Here is a 22,979-nt window from a genome sequence, read left to right as displayed (position 1 = left end):
CAGCCCATTCAGGATCTGCTGGATGAAAATATCCATTTAATGCTCCTTTGCCCGTGCGACCGGATTCGCGCTCGTCATCGGCCGGTGGGCGATGTTTTACGGAACCGCAACGACACTCTCGGGTACTGAAGTAAAAGACCGGTAACGGTTGGCCACATCTGGTTCGCGTTGTCGCTGTGTTGCAGCGGCAGGCTCGCCAGAGGCGGATGCAAAAACGGCACCGTCGGATGGTTCGGTGCCGTCGGGTTCAACTACCTGTCACGCGCGCGCCATGCGCCATGACACCGGCAGACAGATCATTGGTCTGAGCCGCGCTTCCTTTTACGGCAGCATTGGCTCCGACTTTTGGGTCCGTTACGAAATCCGCTTCTGCGGGTTTCGCGGCGCTGTTGCTGTATGCAACATACGTGCCAGTTTTCATGACGACGGAGGCGATGGCCATTCCGGTCGGCTCAGCAGCATGCACCTGCTTCAGGCACAAGTGGCTCGAGCGCCCTTCCCCAAGACGCTCACGGCCGTTCTCATCGTCGTTTCCGGAATGCATATCGGTTCCCTCCGGGAGCGCAACGGTCTTCGATGTCGTATTCATGCCTGTTGCGGCACTACGGGAGAACCACGCGTGGCGTGGCGCAACCGCAGCCGCCGAAGACGCGGCAAGAGCAAACTCGAATTGCATTAGACAGGTCTCCTGCGCCTTCCGAAATGCTTGTCTGGTGGGCCTCGCGTAGACGTCCGGCCCTCAGAACGCGCGCATTGTAACTCCAATTATGCGACCGGCAATATTGTTGAGCCGACAGGGTTTTCCTGCATTGCAACCACCCGATGAAAGAAGAAGCCGACAGGAGTTGCACCCATGGTTGCGCCGTATTTTCGTGCATCAGTTGCACCAAATATCGACGCGATTCGCATCAAGTGTTGCGAGCGTCCGGCGCTGCGCCTTATGGGACGGGCATCGCGTGCGTGACGGCGCGCATTTAAATGGGTATTGAGTGATCGCACCGATTTGGTGCGGGTGAAATACTGAGGACTCAGAACGTCATAAAAACGGGGTCATACCATGAAAATCGACCCTGCCCTATAGCGAAAACACTGATACGAAGAGGGTGTAGCAACGCGGTTTACCTCACGTTTCTCTTGATGCGACCCTTTTAATGGCGATCTGGCGTCCTGAGTTTTCCGGCTCGCGAAAAGAAAAAAGCGCGCCAGGGGCGCGCTTTGGATCAAGCCGAAAGCTAGTGGTCGCTCAGGCTGCCTGCCCGAGACCGCGTGGCAGCGGGAAGGCGATGTTTTCCTCGATACCGTCGAGCGCGCGCACGTTGCGCACGCCCAGCTCGTTCAGTCGCTGGATGATTTGCTGCGCGAGCGCCTCGGGCGCCGACGCGCCTGCGGTCAGGCCGATGCGACGCTTGCCCTCGAGCCAGCGCGGATCGATCTGATCGGGTGCATCCACCATATACGCGGGGATACCGCGCTTTTCGGCGACTTCACGCAGGCGGTTCGAGTTCGAGCTGTTCGGGCTACCCACCACGATCACGACGTCGCATTGCGGCGCCATGAACTTGACGGCATCCTGGCGATTTTGCGTGGCGTAGCAGATGTCCTGCTTCTTCGGCTCGCGAATCTCCGGAAAACGCGTCTTGAGCGCGGTGATGATCTCGGCCGCGTCGTCCACGGAGAGCGTGGTCTGGGTGACGAAGGCCACGCGCTTCGGATCGCGCAGCTTGAGCGCCTCGACGTCGGCGATATCTTCGACGAGATACATGCCCTCGCCGACCTGGCCCATCGTGCCTTCGACTTCGGGGTGGCCCTTGTGGCCGATCATGACGATGTCGAGACCCTCGTCGCGCATCTTCGCGACTTCGACGTGCACCTTGGTCACGAGCGGGCAAGTCGCGTCGTAGACGCGCAGGCCACGCGCTTCGGCGTCGGCGCGCACCGCCTTGGAAACACCGTGCGCACTGAAGATCACGGTGTTGCCGGCCGGCACTTCGTCGAGCTGCTCGATGAAGATCGCCCCTTTCTTGCGCAGGTCTTCGACGACATACGCGTTATGGACGATTTCGTGGCGCACGTAGATCGGCGCACCGTGGATCTGGATGGCCCGCTCGACGATCTCGATCGCGCGGTCGACGCCGGCGCAGAAACCGCGCGGCTGGGCTAGCAGAATTTCGGCGTTGGCGAGAAAGGACGTGTCCGTGGTCATGGGCTTTCTTTACAGGATTCCGATGATTTGCACTTCGAACGCAACCGCCTGGCCGGCGAGCGGGTGATTGAAATCGAACAGGGCGGAGGTCTCGTTGACTTCCTTGAGCACGCCGGCGTAACGGTCGCCATTGGGCGCGTTGAATTCGATCAGGTCGCCGGGACGGAAGCTCTCACCGATCACGGCGTTGTCGCGCAGGGTCTTGAGCGAGATGCGCTGGATCAGATCGGGGTTGCGCTGACCGAAGGCCACGCCCGGTTCTAGCTGAAAGGTGGAGTGGTGCCCCACCTTCAGACCCCGCAGAATGTCTTCCAGCGGCGGCGCGAGCTGGCCAGCGCCCAGCAGCAGCGTGGCGGGCCGGTCGACAAAGGTGTTGACGATCTCGGTGCCATCGGCGAGCGAAAGCCGGTAGTGCAGCGTGACGTGGGAACCGGGTTTCACCTCGGAGATGTCGATGATGCTCATGCGGTACTCATTTTCGTCTGGACGCGCCCGCCGCGCGTGCGCGCCCCAAGCGCCCCAAGGGGCCGGCCCGGCCGCCTTGCCTTGCAGCGGTCGGAAAACCCGTATTGTAAGCCACATAGGTGTTCGGCGGATGCCGCGCGCATGGCGCCCACTACCGGTAACGAGGAGGTTGAATGTTTGAAATCGTCTGTGACAAGCCGCTTTGGCGCGGCGACGCCTTAGGCTCGGCGCCCGCCCCCTCCCTTGCGGGCTTGTCCGCCGTCGCACTGGCCAACGACTGCGCGACGGACACCGCACTCTCCATCACCGCTGCACCCGGGCGCAGTGTGCCGCGCCGCCGCGCCATGCCGCGCGAGCGCTTGCGCGAAGCCGGCCCCGGCGCGCTCTCCGATCTCGAACTGGTCGCACTGCTGCTCGGCTCCGGCGTGCCGGGGCATGACGTGTTCGACGTCGCAAGTTCGCTGCTCAAGCACTTCGGATCGCTACGCGCCATGCTTGACGCTCAGCGCGAGGAATTCGAGGGCCTGCGCGGTATCGGCCCGGCCAAGGCCTCGACGCTCGTGGCCGTGCTGGAACTCGCGCGGCGCGCGCTCGCCGAACAGATCGAGGAAAAGCCACTGATCGATTCGCCCGGCGCGGTAGAGGATTATTTGCGCTTATTGATCGGCGGGCGCACCTACGAAGTGTTCATCTGCCTCTTTCTGGATATCCGGCACCGCCTGATCCGCACCGAGGAGAGTACGCGCGGCACGCTCACGCGCATGGCGGTCTACCCTCGTGAAATCGTGCGGCGCGCGCTGATGCTCAATGCCGCGCATCTGATCGTGGCGCACAATCACCCGTCCGGCGCGGTTCAGCCGAGCGCGAGCGACCGCCGTCTCACACGAGTCCTGCGCGAAACGCTGGCGCTCGTGGACGTACAACTCGTCGACCACCTGGTGATCGGTACGCAGGAGACGTTTTCGTTCGCGCGGCACGGGCTGGATTGATGACCGGGAGACATTTGCGCGGCGACGATATCTGGCAATAATCCAGCGCGATCAGCTCGCACCCTTTTTAACGCGCCTTGCGCCGCGCGCGGAACCACATCGTCGCGCATGCGTCGACTCCACATAATCGGCAAATCGTGTTTGATTTTCCTGGCCTTTTTCTGCTAGACTCACGGTTTGCCTATTTCCAACCCTGTTCTGAAGCCCTTCGCGGTCTTCCAGAGGAAATACGGCCTGGGTTCGAGGTTGTCTCTCATCCATACGTGAGCGCGCTCTTATTCCGGCCATTTCTCGCCTGGGAAACTTAAGTCAAGCGGCTCTCGAACTCAGAAATTCCGTAGGAGTGTACTTATGGCACGCGTCTGCCAAGTCACTGGGAAAGCGCCGATGAGCGGCAACAACGTTTCCCACGCAAACAACAAAACCAAGCGCCGTTTCCTCCCGAACCTGCAAAACCGCCGGTTCTGGGTTGAAAGCGAAAACCGTTGGGTGCGTCTGCGCATCTCGAACGCAGGCCTGCGCCTGATCGACAAGAACGGCATCGATTCCGTGCTCGCAGACCTGCGCGCACGCGGCGAAATCTAAGGAGTAAATCATGGCCAAGGGTATTCGCGACAAGATCAAGCTCGAGTCGACCGCAGGCACGGGTCACTTCTACACGACCACGAAGAACAAGCGCAACATGCCGGAAAAAATGTCGATCAAGAAGTTCGACCCGGTTGTTCGTAAGCACGTCGAGTACAAGGAAACCAAGATCAAGTAATTGATCGGGTTTCGAGCCTGACGAAGACAGGAAAAGCCCCGCCTTTTGGCGGGGCTTTTTCTTTTCCGGTCCGCTTTTCAACGGGCAATGCACCCACCCTCCTCCTCTCCCGGCGCACGTAACAGTCTTTTGCGCACGTTTTCCCCTTCCCGCGACAAGTGCGGCTTTTCGTACGCTCCCCACTCGGAGTATGCTTGCCGCTTCACCCGCCGCCGGCGCGCCTATCACGCAAAGTGGGCACGAGCATGACAGCGGACAGCGCAGAACAAGAGAGACGGAGAAGCAGGACCATGAATTTCGATGTAGCGATCGTCGGCAGCGGGCTGGCGGGATTGAGCGTCGCCCTGAACCTCGCCGACACGCGCCGCGTGGTGGTGATCGCCAAGCGCGCGATGACCGAAGGCGCGAGCGATCGCGCGCAAGGCGGCATCGCCGCGGTGCTCGATTCGGCCGATAGCGTGGAAAACCACGTCGACGACACCCTCGTCGCAGGCGGCGGCCTCTGCGACGAAAGCGCGACCCGCTATATCGTCGAGCACGGCCGCGCCGCCATCGAATGGCTGATCAATCAGGACGTGCCGTTCACGAAGGACGCCGCCGCCGAGCTGGGTTTCCATCTCACGCGCGAAGGCGGCCACAGCCACCGCCGCATCATCCACGCCGCCGACGCCACCGGTCATGCGGTCGTGCAGACCCTGCTCGAGCGCGCGCGCCAGCATCCGAACATCACGATCCTCGAAGATCACCAGGCGATCGACGTTATCACTTCCGATCGCCTCGGCCTGCCCGGCCGCCGTTGCCACGGCCTCTATGCACTCGACCTGCGCAACGACCGCACGGTGACGATCCAGGCTCCGCATACGGTGCTGGCCACCGGCGGCGCGGGCAAGGTCTATCTCTACACGACGAACCCCGACACGGCCACGGGTGACGGCATCGCCATGGCATGGCGCGCAGGCTGCCGCGTGGCGAACATGGAGTTCATCCAGTTCCATCCCACCTGCCTGTTCCACCCGCACGCCAAGTCGTTTCTGATCACCGAAGCCGTGCGCGGCGAAGGCGGCTTGCTGCGTCTGCCCGACGGCACGCGCTTCATGCCCGATCACGATGCGCGCGCCGAACTGGCACCGCGCGATATCGTCGCGCGCGCCATCGACTTCGAGATCAAGAAGCACGGCATCGACTGCGTGCATCTCGACATCAGCCACCAGCCGGCCGCTTTCCTGGAAGAGCACTTCCCGACCGTCCTCGCGCGTTGCCGCGAGTTCGGCATCGATATGACGAAGGAGCCGATTCCGGTCGTGCCCGCGGCGCACTACACCTGCGGCGGCGTCGTCACCGATCTGGCGGGCCGCACTGATCTCGCGGGCCTCTATGCGGTCGGCGAAACCTCGTACACGGGTCTGCACGGCGCGAACCGCCTTGCGAGCAACTCGCTGCTCGAGTGCCTCGTGATCGGCCGCTCGGCCGCCGAGGCCATCGAGGCCGAGGGCTTCGAAGCCGCCGCTCACGCGCCGCTGCCCGACTGGGACGAAAGCCGTGTCTCCGATTCGGACGAGGAAGTCGTGGTCGCTCACAACTGGGACGAGTTGCGCCGCCTGATGTGGAATTACGTGGGCATCGTGCGCACGGACAAGCGCCTGGAACGCGCGCAGCACCGCATCGCCCTGCTGCGCGACGAAATCCAGGAGTACTACGCGAACTTCCGTGTGACGCGTGATCTGCTGGAACTGCGCAATCTCGTCGAAGTGGCGTCGCTGATCGTCGAAAGCGCGCGCTCGCGCCGCGAGAGCCGCGGCCTGCACTACAGCCGCGACTGGCCGAACTCGCTGCCCAAGGCATTGCCGAGCGTGCTGTCGCCGGAACGCGTGCGCAACCGTACGCTTGCCTGAATCTGCGGTTGATCGCACCAACAAAAAGGCCGTCTCTCGCGAGACGGCCTTTTTCACATCAGCGCGTTCTGAACGGTGCGTTCAAATGATCCGCATCGAGTAATCGGTCGCGCGCACGTCCTTCGTCAGCGCGCCGATGGACACGCGGTCCACGCCCGTTTCCGCAATCGTGCGCACGGTATCGAAATTCACGCCGCCCGAGACTTCGAGCACCGCGCGTCCCGCCGTACGCTTGACCGCCTCGCGCATCATCTCGAACGAGAAGTTGTCGAGCAGCACCGACTTCGCGCCGTGCGCGAGCGCCGTGTCGAGCTGGTCGAGCGTTTCGACTTCGATCTGGATCGGCACGCCCGCGTTGAGTGCGAGCGCCGCATCCATCGCCGCGCCCACGCCGCCTGCCGCTGCGATGTGGTTTTCCTTGATCAGAATGCCGTCGTAGAGCGCGAGGCGCTGGTTTGCACCACCACCCACGCGCACCGCGTACTTCTGCGCGAGGCGCAGGCCCGGCAGCGTCTTGCGGGTGTCGAGAATACGCGTGTTGGTGTGCGCGATAGCGTCGACATAGCGGCGCGTCACGCTCGCCACGCCCGACAGCAGTTGCAGGAAATTCATGGCGTTGCGCTCGGCCGTGAGCAGCGAGCGCGCCGGGCCGCGCAGCGAGCAGACCGGCGTGTCCGCCGTCATGCAATCGCCTTCGCGATAGTGCCAGCGCACCTCGATGCGCTCGTCGACCTGTTTGACGACGCCGTCGAACCAGAGCACGCCACACAGCACCGCGTCCTCGCGCACGATGATGCGCGCGTCGCGCACTTCATCGGCGGGCACGAGGCGGCCGGTCTGGTCGCCCGCGCCGACGTCTTCCGCGAGCGCATCGGCGACATTGCGCGCGATCGCTTCATCGAACGCCACGCCGTATTGCGCGCGCACTTCGGGCAACACGGTCGAGACCGCGTCCACAGCCAGCAATTCCAGCGCGCCCATTTACGCCGCCCCCACTTGTGAGAACAACGCGGTGTCGCGCGCGAGATCGCCGCTCGCCTGCACGCGGCGCTTGTGCTCGGCCGCGAAGGCCAGCATGCGGTCGATCGGCAGGCGCGCGCGCTCGCCGATGGCCGCATCGACGAAGATTTCGTTGTGGCCGCGCTCCAGCACGTCGACGAGATTCGTGAGGCCGTTCATGGCCATCCAAGGGCAATGCGCGCAGCTCTTGCAGGTCGCGCTGTTGCCGGCCGTCGGCGCCTCGATGAAGGTCTTGCCCGGCGCCGCGAGACGCATCTTGTGCAGGATGCCGAGATCGGTCGCGACGATGAAACGCTGCGCGTCGAGCTTCACGGCCGCGTCGATGAGCTGCGTGGTCGAACCGACCACGTCCGCCAGCGCAACCACGCCCTCGGGCGATTCGGGGTGCACGAGCACCTTGGCATCGGGATATTCGGCGCGCAGCAGGTCGAGTTCGACGCCCTTGAACTCGTCGTGAACGAGACAGGAGCCTTGCCACAGCAGCATGTCGGCGCCCGTCTTCTTCTGGATGTAGCTGCCCAGATGGCGATCCGGTGCCCACAGGATCTTTTCGCCCTTCGCGTGCAGATCGGCGACGATTTCGAGGCCGATCGACGACGTGACCATCCAGTCCGCGCGCGCCTTCACGGCGGCGCTGGTGTTGGCATAGACCACCACGGTGCGATCGGGATGCTGGTCGCAGAAAGCCGAGAACTCATCGGCGGGGCAGCCGAGGTCGAGCGAGCAGGTCGCGTCGAGATCCGGCATCAGGATGCGCTTGTTCGGGCTCAGGATCTTCGCGGTCTCGCCCATGAAGCGCACGCCCGCCACGACGAGCGTCTGCGCCTCGTGATCGCGGCCAAAGCGCGCCATTTCGAGCGAGTCGGCCACGCAGCCGCCGGTTTCGTCGGCCAGTTCCTGCAGTTCCGGGTCGACGTAATAGTGCGCGACCAGTACGGCCTTCTCGCGCTTGAGCAATGCGCGGATGCGCTCCTTCAATGCAACGCGCTCAGCCATCGAGGGGGCATCGGGCACCTTGGCCCACGCTTGTCCGACGCTGCACACCGCGCCCTGCGGACGGTCGTACTCGACCGCTTTAATCGCCTGACTCATGATCTCCTTCCACCATCTGTCGACCAGAGTTGCCGCTTCAGCGGCTTACTCTGGTCCCATGCATTCATTGCGGTCGACCAGAGTTGCCACTTCAGTGGCTTACTCTGGTCCCATGCACTCGTTGCCGTGGACCCGAGTCGCCTCTTCAACAGCTGACTCCGACCCCATGAAACGTCCTTACAGTCCGTCCGATCGCTGCGGCACACCTGCTTTTCCGCGGCCCAAAAAGAAAAACCCCGCCAACGCGGGGTTTTGTGACGTACCTGAATTCTAAAGGATTTTCCTCAGGTCACGCAGGGCTTGACAGCGCCATTGCGTCAATCAGGCATAACGACGCAGACGCGACGCGAACTCCTGAAGCGCCTTGATGCCGCTTTGTTCGGCGCGGTGGCACCAGTCCTGGAGTTGCGTGAGCAGTTGTTCGCGCGAGGCGCTCGAACGGTCCCAGATCGTCGCGAGTTCGTTGCGCAGCTCGATGAACGTGCGCATCTTCTGGCTATTGGCGGAAATCTCCGGCAGTTGGCGCTTTTGCGGCTCGTTCAGGCTGGCTTCTTCCTTCGCGACCCACTTGCTCGCGCTGCGCATGAGCTTGTACTTCTCGCGCTCGCCCACTTCCTTCAGGTGCGCCAGTTCCTGGCGATACGCCTGCTTCACAGCCTTCGCGTAAGTCGCCATCACTTCGTAGCGATTCGACAACACGGCCTGAAGCGTTTCGTGGTCGGCCACGAGCTTGCCCTTGGCCAGACGCGGCGTAGGCGCAACCTTCTTGACCTTGGCGAGGCCGACCGCCGACATGATGCGGATGTACATCCAGCCGATGTCGAACTCGTACCACTTGTTCGACAGCTTTGCGGAAGTCGCGAAGGTGTGGTGGTTGTTGTGCAGTTCTTCACCGCCAATGATGATGCCGAGCGGGAACAGGTTCGTGCTGGCGTCCGACGAGTTGAAGTTGCGGTAGCCCCAGAAGTGGCCCAGACCGTTGACGACACCTGCCGCCCAGAACGGGATCCATGCCATCTGCACGGCCCACACGCTCAGGCCGACCACGCCAAACAGCGCGACGTCGATCACCATCATGATGCTCACGCCGAGGATCGGGAAACGCGTGTAGACGTTGCGCTCCATCCAGTCGTTAGGCGTGCCGTGGCTGAAGCGGCGCAGCGTTTCTTCGTTCTTCGCTTCGGCGCGATACAGCTCCGCGCCTTCGAGCAGCACCTTCCACAGACCGCGCGTTTGCGGGCTGTGCGGATCTTCTTCGGTCTCGCACTTCGCGTGGTGCTTGCGGTGGATTGCCGCCCACTGGCCCGTAAGCATGCCTGTGGTCATCCACAGCCAGAAACGGAAGAAGTGGCTGGCGATCGGATGCAGTTCCAGCGCACGGTGCGCCTGGCAGCGGTGCAGATACACCGTCACGCCGACGATCGTGATGTGCGTCGCGACAGCCACGCTGAGCAGGATCTGCCACCACGAGAAATGCAGCACCCCGTGGGCGAGAAAATCAAGCAGGGAATTCAACAAGGTTCGTACCCGTGAAACGAAGCGCGCGGCCTGAGGGCCTTACGCCGTTGTCAGAAAAGTGAAAGCGACCGAGAGAGGTTGGACGGCATTCTACTAGAACCGTTCCAAGTGTTTGTAACAAATGAAGATTTTTTTCTTTAATGACGCTGACGTCAACATCTGGAGACCGAAATTTCGCCCTTGGAGGCGCTTTGCCGCACCCAATCCGCAGCTCGACAGCCTCCCAAGTCTTTCGACCCTTTCCCGCTCTTTCGAAGCGGAATCAGCGCGCCGGGGCCGCCCTGCTTGCCTCGCCGGGTTCGGCAACTGGCGCGCCCGCGCCGAAAGCCGCCGGCAGCCCCTGCCCGATGATCCGGACCTCGCGCTGCGCGAACGGAATCGAAATGCCGTGCTCGTTATAAAGGCGCCAGATATTCAGATTCACCGCTGAGCGCACACTCGACGTCCCGTTGGCGGCATCGGCGATCCAGAAACCCAGTTCCAGATTGATGCCGTCGGCGCCGAACCCTGCCAGATATGGGGTCGGGGCCGGATCGTTCAAGACCCGCTCCACCCCTTCGGCCGCGCGCGCGAGCAGCGCCATCGCCTCTTCGATATTGGTGTCGTAGGCGACCTGGACCGCCGCCTTGGCGTAGCCGCGCGTCAGATAGGACGACTGGTTCTGCACCACATCGGTGATCAGCTTTTCGTTCGGAATCAGCGTTTCCACGCCGTCCAGCCCGCGCACCACCGTATAACGCGTGCGGATCTGCGTGACCTTGCCCGCGAGGCCGCTCACGTTGATGGTGTCGCCCAGACGCAACGAGCGGTCGATCAGGATGATGAAGCCCGACACATAGTTGCTCGCGATCTTCTGCAAGCCGAAACCCAGCCCCACGCCCAGCGCCCCGCCGAACACGCCGAGCACCGTGATGTCGATGCCCACGATCGAGAGGCTGAACAAAATCGCCGCGAACACCAGCAGCGCGCGGCCCACGCGGGCGAGCACGACGCGCAGGTTGGCGTCGATGGTGGTCGCGCGCATCAGCCGGTCTTCGAGGGCTGCGCCCGCCCAGACCGCCACGACCATGGTCACGCAGACCCACAGCACGCCGTTGGAGAGCGAGAGCAGGCTCACATGCGCCGTGCCGATACGGAATCGCACGCTCTCCATCCATTCGAGTACGTCGTCCTGAATGCCGAGCACGGTGAACAGCATGCCGAGCCAGACAATCAACGAAACGATCTTCTCGACGATCGAGAGCCACGCGTGCGTCTGGCCGTCGCGGCCGAACACGCGCCGCGCGAAGAAGAACGCGATGTAAATGAGCCCGATGCCGAACAGCGGCACGAGGGCCAGATTCAGCAGCGAAGTGTGGATGAAGTTGCTGGCGATTTCGCGCGCGCCCCAGACGCAGCCCGCGCCGATCAGCGGAAACAGCGCACGGGTCAGGCTTTCGGCGCCGAATCGCAGCGCCTCGTAGCGATCCTGGCGGCGCGCTTCGAGCGCATGGCGCAACAGGCGCGCGAGCAGCCAGGCGAGCAGCAGCGCGCCGATCAGCACGCCGGACTGCCAGATCATGACCGGCTGGCCGAAGTCGCGGATCACGCCACCCAGCATGTGAGAGAGCAAACGGTTTTCCATCATGAGCGCTTTCGCGTCAGGTAAATCGGGTGAATCGGATCAAGCCCGGATCAAGCGGGTTCGAGAGCGGCTTCAAGCGAAACCGCTAGCCCAAGCGACGCGGGGCCGCCCGGTCTGCACCGGACGGCCCCGCGCGCCTGCAAGCGCTTTTCGCGAGGCGCGCTGACCAGGACTTCTGGCCAGCGACGCGACGCCTACTACAGCGTTATTCCAGCGCGGCGTCCGGCTCGGCGGCCTCGGGCTGCTGGGCTTTGGCGATCGCGTCGGCGGTTTCGCTCTGCGCCGCCGCCTCTTCAGGCGTCGCTTCGGCCTTGGCCTTCTTCGTCTTCGGCTCGCTGCGACGCTCCAGCACGGCTGCGAAGAAGCCGTCCGTGGCGTGGCGGTGCGGCCACATCGACAGATAGTCGCCCGTGTCGAGACCCACGCGCTGGTCCGCCAGGACTTCGCGCGCACTCACCAGCGCGTAGTCCGGATGCGTGTCGAGGAACTGCTTCACCACCGCTTCGTTCTCGGCTTCGAGAATGCTGCAGGTCGCGTAGACCAGACGGCCGCCGCGCTTGAGCAGACGTGCCGCGCTGGTGAGAATCGACAATTGCTTGGGCGCCAGTTCCGCGACCGATTCCGGCGATTGACGCCACTTGAGGTCGGGGTTGCGACGCAGGGTACCCAGACCCGAGCACGGTGCGTCGACCAGCACGCGGTCGATCTTGCCGATCAGACGCTTGATCTTGGCGTCGTGTTCGCTGTCGATCAGCACCGGATTCACGTTCGACAGGCCGCTGCGCGCAAGGCGCGGCTTGAGCTTGGCCAGACGCTTTTCCGACACGTCGAACGCATACAAACGACCCGAGGAGCGCATCATCGCGCCCAGCGCGAGCGTCTTGCCGCCCGCACCCGCGCAGAAGTCCACCACCATCTCGCCACGGCGCGGCGCCACGAGCGAGCAGAGCAACTGGCTGCCTTCGTCCTGCACTTCGAAGAGGCCGTTCTTGAAAGCGTCGAGCTTCGAGAGCGCCGGCTTGCCCGTCACGCGCACGCCAAACGGCGCGAACGGCGTCTCCGCCCCTTCGATACCCGCATCGCTCAGTGCGCGCACCAGTTCGTCGCGGTTCGCCTTGATCGGGTTGGCGCGCAGGTCCAGCGGCGCCGGATAGTTCAGCGCGGCGGCCAGTTGCGCCAGCTCAGCAGCGTCGAAGCGCGTTTCCAGCGCCTTGACGATCCAGTCCGGCAAATTGAGCTTCACGCGCTGCGGCAGGCTCGCCGGGTCGATCTTCGCGACCTGTTCGAGCCAGTTCGCTTCGGTGTCGGAGACAAACGGGCGGATCGCCGCGCGGCCCGCCGTGGCCATCAGGCCGAGCAGCGTGAGGCGGCGCGTCGTGTTGCCCGAGCCACTTTCGGCCAGATGCGCGAATTCCATGCGCCGGCGCAGCACGGCGAACACGGCTTCGGCGATCACCCCGCGCTCGGCGTGGCCGAGCTTCGGGTGTTCGCGGAAGAAACGGCTCGTGATCGCGTCGGCGGGACCCGTAAATTTCAGGACATCGGCGAGTAGTGTCTCAGTCTGTCCAATCAGAAAACCATGCAGCCTCATACGCCCTCCCCGGCGGTGTGTGCTTGTGCTTCGTTTGCGTCGTCAAGGAAGAGCCATTGCGGCTCGGGTGGCGTGAGCGTCACCTGGTCGCCGTCGAGCGCGAGGCGCCCTTCGACGAACCAGCGCACTGCACGCGGATACATCACATGTTCGGTCTTCAGCACGCGCGCAGCGAGCGCTGCGGCATCGTCGCCCGCGCGCACCGGCACGGCCGATTGCGCGACAATCGGACCATGGTCGAGCGTGGGCGTGACAAAATGCACCGTGGCGCCGTGCACGCGGCAACCCGCGTCGAGCGCCTGCTGGTGCGTCTTGAGGCCCGGAAAGCTCGGCAGCAGCGACGGGTGGATATTGAGCATCCGGCCCGAATAATGCTGGACGAAGCCCTCGGTCAGCACGCGCATGAAGCCGGCGAGCACGACGAGGTCGGGCGCATAACCGTCGATGGTCTGCGCGAGCGCCGTGTCGAAGCTGGCGCGATCAGGATACTGGCGGTGATCGACGACCGCCGTGGCAATGCCGTGTGAGGCCGCGAAGGCAAGCCCCGCGGCATCCGGGCGGTTGGCAATCACGGCGGCGATACGCGCGCCCCAGGCCTCCTGCGCGCAGGCGCGCACGATGGCTTCCATGTTGCTGCCCCGCCCCGAAATCAGGATGACGAGATTTTTCATCCGCGGATTTTATCATTGGGCGGCACACCCAACGCTCGGGCGGCGGCGATCGGCGTCCCGTGCGTTTATAATCTTCTGTTTCGTCGCGGCCCAACCGCCGCCCAACCGGTCTTATTCGGTCTGATTCCGTCATAGCCAGGGCGCCCGGCCGGCGTCCGCTCAGGTCCCGTTATCCAGGTCCCGTTATCGTGAGAGTCTTCCGCGGTCTTCCCAATGCCGAAAGCCGTGCGCCCTGCGCGCTCACCATCGGCAACTTCGACGGTGTCCACCGCGGGCATCAGGCGTTGCTCGCGCGCGTGCGCGAAGCCGCCGACGCGCGCGGCCTGCCCGTCTGCGTGATGACCTTCGAGCCGCATCCGCGCGAGTTCTTCAACCCCGCGAGCGCCCCGCCGCGCATCGCCATGCTGCGCGACAAGCTCGAAGCGCTGCGCGAGAACGGCGTGGACCGCGTAGTGGTCGAGCATTTCAACCACACCTTCGCGAGCCAGTCGCCGGACGATTTCGTCGAGCGCATCATCGTGGGCGGCCTGCACGCGCGCTGGATGATGATCGGCGACGACTTCCGCTATGGCGCGAAGCGCGCGGGCGATTTCGCCTCGCTGCAGGTCGCGGGCGCCCAGCATGGCTTCGAGGTCGAGCAGATGGCGACCGTCGCCGATCCGTCGGGTGTACGCATCTCCAGTTCCGCCGTGCGCGCGCAGCTCGCGGCGGGCGATCTCGACGCGGCGCGCGCCTCGCTCGGCCGTGGCTACGAGATTAGCGGGCACGTCACGCACGGCCTGAAGCTCGGCCGCGATCTGGGCTTCCCCACGCTGAACCTGCCGATCGGCCACAAGCGTCCGGCGCTCAAGGGCATTTTCGTCGTGCAGGTGCATGGCATCGCCGACCATCCGCTGCCCGGCGTCGCCAGCCTCGGCTTGCGCCCGACGGTGGACGATTCCGGCCGCGTGCTGCTCGAAGTGCATCTGCTCGACTGGCACGGCGACGCCTATGGCAAGCTCGTGCGCGTCGAATTCCTCAAGAAGCTGCGTGACGAGGAAAAGTTCGCCGATCTCGAAACGCTCACCGCCGCCATCGCGCGCGACGTGAAGAACGCCCGTGCGTGGTTCGCCGCCGCGGGCATAGACGTACCCGGCGGCCGTTCCAGCGGTTTCGCCACCTCGGCCACCGACCGAATTAGGTGACCTGCGGTCCGCGAGCGTCGTGCCGGCTTCACGCCAGCCCGACGCCCGAGCGGACCGCCCCGCCCCTTGGCGCCACGCGGCAACTGTCGCGAAAGGCCCCCGAGGCGACGGTTGCGCGGCTTTGCCGCAATGCTGACGCCGTGCATCCCCGAATTCACCGTGATCTCACCATGAGCGACAAGAAAGCATCCTCCGGCAAAGCGAAGTCCGAATCGAAGTACCCCGTCAACCTGCTCGACACCCCGTTCCCGATGCGTGGCGATCTGCCCAAGCGCGAGCCGCAATGGGTCAAGGAGTGGGAAGAGCAAGGGCTCTACAAGAAGATCCGCGCCGCTTCGAAGGGCCGCAAGAAGTTCATCCTGCACGATGGCCCGCCGTATGCGAACGGCGACATCCACCTCGGCCACGCGGTGAACAAGATCCTGAAGGACATGATCGTCAAGGCGCGCAATCTCGCGGGCTACGACGCGGTCTATGTTCCGGGCTGGGACTGCCACGGCATGCCGATCGAAATCCAGATCGAAAAGCAGTTCGGCAAGTCGCTGCCCGCCCAGGAAGTGATGAAGAAGGCGCGCGAGTACGCGGCCGGCCAGATCGAAACGCAAAAGGTGGGCTTCAAGCGTCTGGGCGTGCTGGGCGACTGGGACAACCCGTACAAGACCATGAACTTCGCGAACGAGGCGGGCGAAATCCGCGCACTCGCGAAGATCATCGAGAAGGGCTATGTGTTCCGCGGCCTCAAGCCGGTGAACTGGTGCTTCGACTGCGGCTCGGCACTGGCGGAAGCCGAAGTCGAGTACAAGGACAAGACCGATCCGACCATCGACGTGCTGTTCACGTTCGCGCAGCCGGCTGAAACGGCGGCGGCCTTCGGCCTGCCCGCGCTGCCGCGCGAGGAAGGCGGCATCGTGATCTGGACCACGACGCCCTGGACGATCCCGTCGAACCAGGCGCTCAACGTGCATCCGGAAATCGAGTACGCGCTCGTCGATACGCCGCGCGGCCTGCTGATTTTCGCGACCGAGCGCGTCGAGGCCTGCCTGAAGGACTTCGGTCTCGAGGGTACGGTCATTGCCACGACGAAGGGCGAAAAGCTCTCGCTGCTGCGCTTCAACCACCCGCTCGCCTCGGCGCACCCGGGCTACAAGCGCACCTCGCCGATCTACCTCGGCGACTACGTGACGACCGACACCGGCACGGGCATCGTGCACTCGGCGCCCGCCTACGGCGTGGAAGACTTCGTGTCGTGCAAGGCGCACAACATGGCGGACTCGGACATCATCAGCCCGGTGATGGGCGATGGCCGCTACGTCGAATCGCTGCCCCTCTTCGGCGGCCTGACGATCTGGGAAGCGAATCCGAAGATCGTCGACGCGCTCGACGCCGCCGGCTCGCTCCTGCGCAGCGAAAAGTACCTGCACAGCTACATGCACTGCTGGCGCCACAAGACGCCCATCATCTACCGCGCGACCTCGCAATGGTTCGCGGGCATGGACGTGACGCCGAAGGACGGCGGCAAGACGCTGCGCGAGACCGCGCTCGAAGGCATCGAAGCCACCGCGTTCTACCCGTCGTGGGGCAAGCAGCGCCTGTTCTCGATGATCGCCAACCGCCCGGACTGGACGCTCTCGCGCCAACGCCAATGGGGCGTGCCGATGGCGTTCTTCGTGCACAAGGAAACCGGCGAACTGCATCCGCGCACGCTGGAACTGCTCGAAGAAGTCGCGCAACGCGTGGAAAAGGAAGGCATCGAAGCGTGGCAGACGCTCGACCCGCGCGAACTGCTCGGCGACGACGCGAACCTGTACGAAAAGAATCGCGACACGCTCGACGTGTGGTTCGACTCGGGCACGACGCACTGGCACGTGCTGCGCGGCTCGCACAAGGACGACCTGCAATTCCCGGCCGACCTCTACCTGGAAGGCTCGGACCAGCACCGCGGCTGGTTCCACTCGTCGCTGCTCACGGCTTCGATGCTCGATGGCCGCCCGCCCTACAACGCCCTGCTCACGCACGGCTTCACCGTCGACGGCGAAGGCCGCAAGATGTCGAAGTCGCTTGGCAACGGCGTCGATCCGCATGAAGTCGCGAATCGTCTGGGCGCGGAAATCATCCGTCTGTGGATCGCGTCGACCGACTACTCGGGCGAACTGGCGATCTCGGAAGAAATTCTCAAGCGCGTGACGGAAGGCTATCGCCGTATCCGCAATACGCTGCGCTTCCTGCTCTCGAACCTGTCGGACTTCGACTTCGAGAAGCACGCGCTGCCCGCCGACCAGTGGCTCGAAATCGACCGCTACGCCGTCGCGCTCACGCACACGCTGCAAAACGACGTGCTCTCGCACTACGACCGCTACGAGTTCCACCCGGTCGTGGCGAAGCTGCAAACGTTCTGCTCGGAAGACCTCGGCGGCTTCTATCTGGACGTGCTGAAGGACCGCCTCTACACGAGCGCGCCGGATTCGGCCGCCCGTCGTGGCGCGCAAACCGCGCTGCACCACATCACGCACAGCCTGCTGCGCATCCTCGCGCCATTCCTCTCGTTCACGGCCGAAGAAGCGTGGAAGGTGTTCCAGCCGCAAAGCGAAACCATCTTCACCGAGACGTTCCACGCGTTCCCGGATGTCGACGGCGCCGCTGAGCTGATCGCCAAGTGGACGCTGCTGCGCGAAGTGCGCGGCAACGTGACGAAGGCGCTCGAAGAGGCGCGCGTGGCGAACCAGATCGGTTCGTCGCTGCAAGCCGAAGTGCGCATCCTCGCGAGCGGCGCGCGCTACGACGCGCTGCAAAGTCTCGGCGACGACCTCAAGTTCGTGCTGATCACCTCGGCGGCGGAAGTCGTGAAGGTGGAGAGCGAAGCCGACGAAGGCGTCGAAGTGGTCACGTCGAAGTACCTCAAGTGCGAGCGCTGCTGGCACTACCGCGAGGACGTGGGCGCGAACGCCGAGCATCCGGGCCTGTGCGGCCGCTGCGTGGTCAATCTGTTCGGTAACGGCGAAAACCGGAGCGCCGCGTAATGGCCAAGTCCCTGTCGAAGCAGGTCAAGCCCAACGGCGCCAACGGTACGAACGGCGCCAAGGGCACGCTCGTGCCGTGGCTCGGCATCGCGGTGATCGTGATCCTCGCCGACCAGCTCACGAAGATCGCCATCTCCAAGGTCTTCGCCTACGGCGAAGGCCGCGTGATCACGCCGTTCTTCAACCTCGTGCTGGTCTACAACAAGGGCGCGGCGTTCAGCTTCCTCGCCGCGGCGGGCGGCTGGCAGCGCTGGGCCTTCACGGCGCTCGGCGTCGTGGCGGCGCTGGTGATCAGCTATCTGCTCAAGCGCCACGCGGGGCAGCGCCTGTTCTGCACGGCGCTCGCGCTGATACTCGGCGGTGCGCTCGGCAACGTGATCGACCGCCTGATGTACGGCCATGTGATCGACTTCCTCGACTTCCACCTGGGCGCGTCGCACTGGCCCGCGTTCAATGTCGCGGATAGCGCGATCACCGTCGGCGCCGTGTTGCTGGTGTTCGACGAACTGCGCCGCGTGCGCGGCTCGCGCTGAACCTGCGGCGGCCTCGCGTCTCGTCACTGGAGAACCCTGCCTTGAACACTTCCGCAGCCAACCCGGGCGAGCTGGCCGGCCGCCATCTCGTGCTCGGCATGTCGGGCGGCATCGCCTGCTACAAGATCGCCGAGCTCACGCGTCTGTTGACCAAGGCCGGTGCGACCGTGCAGGTCGTGATGACCGAGGCGGCCACGCAATTCATCACGCCGGTGACGATGCAGGCGCTGTCGGGCCGCCCCGTCTACACGAGCCAGTGGGACGCCCGCGTGCCCAACAACATGGCGCACATCGACCTGTCGCGCGAAGCGGACGCCATCGTCATCGCGCCCGCCTCGACCGACTTCATCGCCAAGCTCGCCAACGGTTTCGCCGACGACCTGCTCTCCACGCTGTGCGTCGCGCGCGACTGTCCGCTGCTGGTGGTGCCGGCCATGAACCGGCAGATGTGGCAAAACCCGGCCACCCAGCGCAATGTCGCGCAGATTCGCGCGGACGGCATCGAAACGCTCGGTCCCGATTCCGGCCCGCAGGCTTGCGGCGAGATCGGTGACGGGCGCATGCTGGAGCCGGAAGCCGTTTATGAAGCGATCGTCGCGTTCTTCACGCCCAAGGTGCTCGCCGGGCGCAAGCTGCTGATCACCGCCGGGCCGACTTTCGAGCCGCTCGATCCCGTGCGCGGCATCACCAACCGTTCGAGCGGCAAGATGGGCTTCGCGCTCGCGCGCGCGGCGCAGCAGGCCGGCGCCGAGGTACATCTGGTGGCCGGGCCGGTCGCGCTGGAGACGCCGTGGGGCGTGACCCGCGAGAACGTGCAGACCGCGCAGCAGATGTACGACGCCGTCATGCGCGGCGTGCCCGACGCCGATGTTTTCATCGGCGTGGCAGCGGTGGCCGACTGGCGCGTCGATCATGTCGCGGAGCACAAGATCAAGAAGACGGCGGAGCAGCGCATGCCGAGCTTCAACTTCGTCGAGAACCCCGACATTCTCGCCTCGGTCGCGGCGCTGCCGAACCCGCCCTACTGTGTCGGATTTGCGGCCGAGAGCGACAATCTGGACGTGCACGGCGAAGAAAAACGCGCGCGCAAGAAAGTGCCGCTGCTGATTGGCAACCTGGGCCCGCAGACCTTTGGCCAGGACGACAACGAGGTCGTACTGTTCGAAGCCGGCGGCCGCACGCCGCTGCCGCGCGCAGCCAAGCTGGCGCTCGCGCAGACGCTGATCGCCGAGATCGCGAAACGTCTGCCGGACACGGGCATCCTGTCTTGACGCATGCGGTGAAGTCCGCGCCGGCGCGTCGTTGCGCCGGCTGCGCGGCTCGCGAACGTAGTGAAGGAGCACGACTGCCATGACACTGCTTTCCGTACTGGACCAGTCGCCCGTGATCGCCGGGCACAGCGCGGCGGACGCCATCGCCGCCACGATCGAACTCGCACAGCTCGCCGACGACCTCGGCTACACCCGCTACTGGTGCGCCGAACACCACGGCCTGCTGGGCGTGTGCAACCCCTGCCCCGAAGTCATGCTCGCACGCCTGGGCAGCGTGACGAAGCGCATCCGTATCGGCTCGGGCGGCATCATGCTGCCCTACTACAGCCCGTTCAAGGTCGCCGAGCAGTTCATGATGCTCGAAGCGCTGTTTCCCGGCCGCGTCGATCTGGGCGTGGGCCGCGCGCCGGGCGGCGACATGCGCACCGCCCAGGCCGTAGCCGCGGGCGCCTACAACCGCGGCGACCAGTTCGCGCAGCAGGTGCAGGATCTCGTCGGTCTGATGGACGGCACGCTCGGCGCCGACCACCTCGCGCAAGGCGTCGTGCTGCAACCGCAGATCGCCACGCGTCCGCAGCTCTGGGTGCTCGGCTCCAGCGACTTCGGCGGCGATCTGGCGGCGCAACTGGGCTTGCGCTTCTCGTTCGCGCATTTCATCAACGCGCACTTCGGGCATCTGGTGGCGAATGCCTATCGCGATCGCTTCCAGGCCGGTCACGAGGCGATGCCTTATCTGGCCTGCGCCGTGTTCGTGATCTGCGCCGACACCGAAGCCGAAGCCGCCGATCTGGAAAAAGCCGTCGATCTGCGCCGCGTGCAGATGGCCTATGGCCTGAACGCGCCGATTCCGAGCCTCGAACAAGGCCGGGCGCAGGAATACGGCGAGCGCGAACAGCTCGTGATCGACCGCGAAAAGCCACGCAGCATCATCGGCACGCCCGAGAGCGTCACGCAGCGCCTGCTCGCGTTGCAGGAGCGTTTTCGCGCCGACGAACTCGTCGTGCTCACCGTCGCGGGCAGCTACAAGGCGCGCCTGCGCTCCTATGAATTGCTCGCCGAGGCGTTCGAGCTGGCTCGCTAGACTGTCTCGAACCCGAACTCAATCCGCTTCCATCCGATTCAACACGGAACCCCATGAATATCGACATCAAGATCCTCAACGAACGCATGCGCGACCAGCTGCCCGATTACGCGACGCCGGGCAGCGCGGGCCTCGATCTGCGCGCGTGTCTCGACGCACCGATCACGCTCGAACCGGGCGAAACGAAGCTGGTGCCGACGGGTCTCGCGATCCATCTCGCCGATCCGGGCTACGCCGCGCTGATCCTGCCGCGCTCGGGTCTCGGCCACAAGCACGGCATCGTGCTCGGCAACCTGGTCGGTCTGATCGACTCGGACTATCAGGGCGAGCTGATGATCTCCACCTGGAATCGCGGCCACACGACCTTCACGCTGAACCCGATGGAGCGCCTCGCGCAACTCGTGATCGTGCCGGTCGTGCAGGCGCAGTTCAATATCGTCGACGACTTCGCGGCGAGCGAGCGCGGCGTGGGTGGCTTCGGCAGCACGGGCAAGCACTGAGCGACCGATCGGCGTTAAAAAGCGCCAGCAGCAGCAACAAAAAAGCACGCCATCGAGCGTGCTTTTTTGCTTTTAGAGCGCTGCACCCTTGGCTGCGCCGGGCTGACGCCGCCGGTACCAGAGCACGTAGACGATCGTGAGCGCCACGAGGAACGCGATGCCGTACGCGAGCGTCATGCGGAATTCGGGCGTAAAGGCGGTCCCGACCAGAATGCCCAGCATCAGCAACGCGCCCAGCAGGCTCGTGACCGGAAAACCCCACATGCGGAATTGCAGCGGCTCGCCCGCGTTTTTCACCCTGAAGAAAATCTGCGTGACGAAGATCATGAGCCACGTGAACATCGCGCCGAACATGGCGATCGACATCATCAGCGTGAACGCCGTCTGCGGCCAGAGCGCATTGAGCACGGCCGACACCGCAATGCCGATGGTCGAAAGCGAGAGCGCCGCCGTCGGCACGCCCTGGCGCGTGAGGCGGCCGAACACGGCGGGCGCGTGGCCCGCGCGCGAAAGGCTGAACATCATGCGCGTGGTGATGTAGAGCTGGCTGTTCATGGCCGAGAGCGCCGCCACCAGCACGACGAAGTTGATCGCCCCCGCCGCGTAGGGCACGCCGGTTTCGGCCATCACCTTCACGAACGGACTTTCGTTGCCGCCCGCTTCGGTCCACGGCACGATGGCGAGCATCAGCGCGAGCGTGAGCAGATAGAAAAGCACGAGGCGCACGATGGTGGCGCGAAACGCCCGCGTGACCGCGCGCTGCGGGTCTTGTGCTTCGGCGGCAGCCACGGCAATGGTCTCCAGCCCCAGATAGCTGAAGAGCGAGACGATCGTGCCCACCCACACGCCCCACCAGCCCTTGGGCAGCAGCCCGCCGTGCGAGGTGTAGTTCGCGAAGCCGACACCCGAATCCGCCGACGCATGCCAGACGAACCACGCGCCGAGCACGATGAACGCCACGATCGCGGCGATCTTGAGGCTGGAGAAGAGATATTCGATGCTGCCGTAGGCGCGCACGCTCATCGCGTTCACGACGATCAGCGCCGCCGAAAAGCCGACGATCCAGTACAACCCCGGCACGTGCGGGAACCAGAACTTCATGTACACGGCGATGGCCGAGACTTCGGTGCCGACCGCCAGCACATAAGCCGACCAGTACGCATAGCGCACGAGGAAACCCGCGAGCGGGCCGATGTAGTGCTCGGCGTAGGCGCCGAACGAACCGGATGTCGGATGGGCGACCGTCATCTCGGCGAGCGCGCCCATCAACAACATCGCGATCAGCGCGCCGATCGCGTAGGAAATAAGCACGCCCGGCCCGGCGAAGCCGATCGCGAAACCGCTGCCGAGAAACAAGCCCGTGCCGACCGCGCCGCCGATGGCAATCATCGTCATCTGACCGGCGGACAGCCCCCGGCGCAGACCGCGCTCGCGCTCGACGATGGAGTCGAACGCACCCTTTTTATCTGAACCCACAGCAATCCTCTACGACAGACGGTTTTCGCCGACATTGCGCGCACTTGAGCGACATAGCGCACAAAAACAAAACGGCGCGGACCTTGAAG

General features: G+C 64.5%; 20 protein-coding genes. 10 read left to right on the top strand and 10 right to left on the bottom strand.

Annotation, left to right across the window (positions count from 1 at the left end):
* Window positions 1-247: 247 nt before the first annotated feature.
* The 3 genes from U5782_RS38965 to U5782_RS38955 form a co-directional block, all read right to left on the bottom strand.
* Window positions 248-676 carry a hypothetical protein gene (locus U5782_RS38965; RefSeq protein ID WP_322049184.1) on the bottom strand — a complete coding sequence of 143 codons (429 nt, stop codon included), beginning with the start codon at window positions 674-676 and terminating at the stop codon, window positions 248-250.
* Between the two features lie 567 nt (window positions 677-1,243).
* Window positions 1,244-2,203: a 4-hydroxy-3-methylbut-2-enyl diphosphate reductase gene (gene ispH / locus U5782_RS38960; protein WP_322049183.1), complete on the bottom strand. Its 960-nt coding sequence runs from the start codon at window positions 2,201-2,203 to the stop codon at window positions 1,244-1,246.
* 9 nt (window positions 2,204-2,212) lie between these two features.
* A complete protein-coding gene (locus U5782_RS38955) occupies window positions 2,213-2,668 on the bottom strand; it encodes a peptidylprolyl isomerase (RefSeq protein WP_322049182.1) in 456 nt (151 codons plus the stop codon).
* 173 nt (window positions 2,669-2,841) lie between these two features.
* Here U5782_RS38955 and radC point away from each other — a divergent pair, with 173 nt between their 5' ends.
* The 4 genes from radC to nadB all read left to right on the top strand — a co-directional run bounded on the left by radC (window position 2,842) and on the right by nadB (window position 6,312).
* The gene (radC, locus tag U5782_RS38950) at window positions 2,842-3,657 is read left to right on the top strand and encodes a RadC family protein (protein WP_322049181.1); all 816 of its coding nucleotides are present in this window, start codon (window positions 2,842-2,844) and stop codon (window positions 3,655-3,657) included.
* Between the two features lie 351 nt (window positions 3,658-4,008).
* Window positions 4,009-4,242: a 50S ribosomal protein L28 gene (rpmB, locus tag U5782_RS38945; RefSeq protein WP_027817503.1), complete on the top strand. Its 234-nt coding sequence runs from the start codon at window positions 4,009-4,011 to the stop codon at window positions 4,240-4,242.
* Between the two features lie 10 nt (window positions 4,243-4,252).
* The gene (rpmG, locus tag U5782_RS38940; protein ID WP_027817504.1) at window positions 4,253-4,420 is read left to right on the top strand and encodes a 50S ribosomal protein L33; all 168 of its coding nucleotides are present in this window, start codon (window positions 4,253-4,255) and stop codon (window positions 4,418-4,420) included.
* Between the two features lie 290 nt (window positions 4,421-4,710).
* Entirely contained in the window at window positions 4,711-6,312 is a 1,602-nt protein-coding gene (gene nadB, locus U5782_RS38935; RefSeq protein WP_322049180.1) for an L-aspartate oxidase, read from the top strand.
* Window positions 6,313-6,393: 81 nt separating this feature from the next.
* Here nadB and nadC read toward each other — a convergent pair whose 3' ends face one another.
* The 6 genes from nadC to purN form a co-directional block, all read right to left on the bottom strand.
* Complete coding sequence (nadC, locus tag U5782_RS38930) at window positions 6,394-7,293, bottom strand: carboxylating nicotinate-nucleotide diphosphorylase (protein WP_322049179.1); 900 nt, start codon at window positions 7,291-7,293, stop codon at window positions 6,394-6,396.
* On the bottom strand, window positions 7,294-8,424 hold the full coding sequence (nadA, locus tag U5782_RS38925; RefSeq protein WP_322049178.1) for a quinolinate synthase NadA: 1,131 nt from the start codon (window positions 8,422-8,424) through the stop codon (window positions 7,294-7,296). It abuts the gene before it with no gap.
* A gap of 321 nt (window positions 8,425-8,745) precedes the next feature.
* Window positions 8,746-9,942 (bottom strand): acyl-CoA desaturase, encoded by a 1,197-nt coding sequence (locus tag U5782_RS38920; RefSeq protein WP_322049177.1) that lies wholly within the window; start codon window positions 9,940-9,942, stop codon window positions 8,746-8,748.
* A 262-nt stretch (window positions 9,943-10,204) separates the two neighbouring features.
* Window positions 10,205-11,566, bottom strand: coding sequence for a mechanosensitive ion channel family protein (locus U5782_RS38915; protein ID WP_322049187.1), 1,362 nt, complete (start codon window positions 11,564-11,566; stop codon window positions 10,205-10,207).
* Window positions 11,567-11,771: 205 nt separating this feature from the next.
* Window positions 11,772-13,157, bottom strand: coding sequence for an RsmB/NOP family class I SAM-dependent RNA methyltransferase (locus U5782_RS38910; RefSeq protein ID WP_322049176.1), 1,386 nt, complete (start codon window positions 13,155-13,157; stop codon window positions 11,772-11,774).
* The gene (gene purN, locus U5782_RS38905) at window positions 13,154-13,828 is read right to left on the bottom strand and encodes a phosphoribosylglycinamide formyltransferase (protein ID WP_322049175.1); all 675 of its coding nucleotides are present in this window, start codon (window positions 13,826-13,828) and stop codon (window positions 13,154-13,156) included. Before purN ends, U5782_RS38910 begins: the two co-directional genes overlap by 4 nt.
* A 188-nt stretch (window positions 13,829-14,016) precedes the next feature.
* Between purN and U5782_RS38900 the strand changes: the two genes are divergently transcribed.
* From U5782_RS38900 to dut, 6 genes are all read left to right on the top strand, one after another.
* Window positions 14,017-15,012 carry a bifunctional riboflavin kinase/FAD synthetase gene (locus U5782_RS38900; protein WP_322049174.1) on the top strand — a complete coding sequence of 332 codons (996 nt, stop codon included), beginning with the start codon at window positions 14,017-14,019 and terminating at the stop codon, window positions 15,010-15,012.
* 170 nt (window positions 15,013-15,182) lie between these two features.
* Window positions 15,183-18,029, top strand: coding sequence for an isoleucine--tRNA ligase (gene ileS, locus U5782_RS38895; protein WP_322049173.1), 2,847 nt, complete (start codon window positions 15,183-15,185; stop codon window positions 18,027-18,029).
* Entirely contained in the window at window positions 18,029-18,562 is a 534-nt protein-coding gene (gene lspA / locus U5782_RS38890) for a signal peptidase II (protein WP_322049172.1), read from the top strand. The genes ileS and lspA overlap by 1 nt, the downstream gene beginning before the upstream one ends.
* A 41-nt stretch (window positions 18,563-18,603) precedes the next feature.
* Window positions 18,604-19,833, top strand: coding sequence for a bifunctional phosphopantothenoylcysteine decarboxylase/phosphopantothenate--cysteine ligase CoaBC (gene coaBC / locus U5782_RS38885; RefSeq protein ID WP_322049171.1), 1,230 nt, complete (start codon window positions 18,604-18,606; stop codon window positions 19,831-19,833).
* Window positions 19,834-19,912: 79 nt separating this feature from the next.
* Entirely contained in the window at window positions 19,913-20,914 is a 1,002-nt protein-coding gene (locus U5782_RS38880) for an LLM class flavin-dependent oxidoreductase (RefSeq protein ID WP_322049170.1), read from the top strand.
* A 53-nt stretch (window positions 20,915-20,967) separates the two neighbouring features.
* Window positions 20,968-21,414 (top strand): dUTP diphosphatase, encoded by a 447-nt coding sequence (dut, locus tag U5782_RS38875; RefSeq protein ID WP_322049169.1) that lies wholly within the window; start codon window positions 20,968-20,970, stop codon window positions 21,412-21,414.
* A gap of 72 nt (window positions 21,415-21,486) precedes the next feature.
* Here dut and U5782_RS38870 read toward each other — a convergent pair whose 3' ends face one another.
* Window positions 21,487-22,890: an amino acid permease gene (locus U5782_RS38870; protein WP_322049168.1), complete on the bottom strand. Its 1,404-nt coding sequence runs from the start codon at window positions 22,888-22,890 to the stop codon at window positions 21,487-21,489.
* Between the last annotated feature and the right edge of the window lie 89 nt (window positions 22,891-22,979).

Source organism: Paraburkholderia sp. J67, assembly GCF_905220265.1.
Taxonomy (GTDB): domain Bacteria; phylum Pseudomonadota; class Gammaproteobacteria; order Burkholderiales; family Burkholderiaceae; genus Paraburkholderia.
Note: the sequence above shows the minus strand (reverse complement) of the source record. Positions and strands in the feature narration are given on the sequence as shown.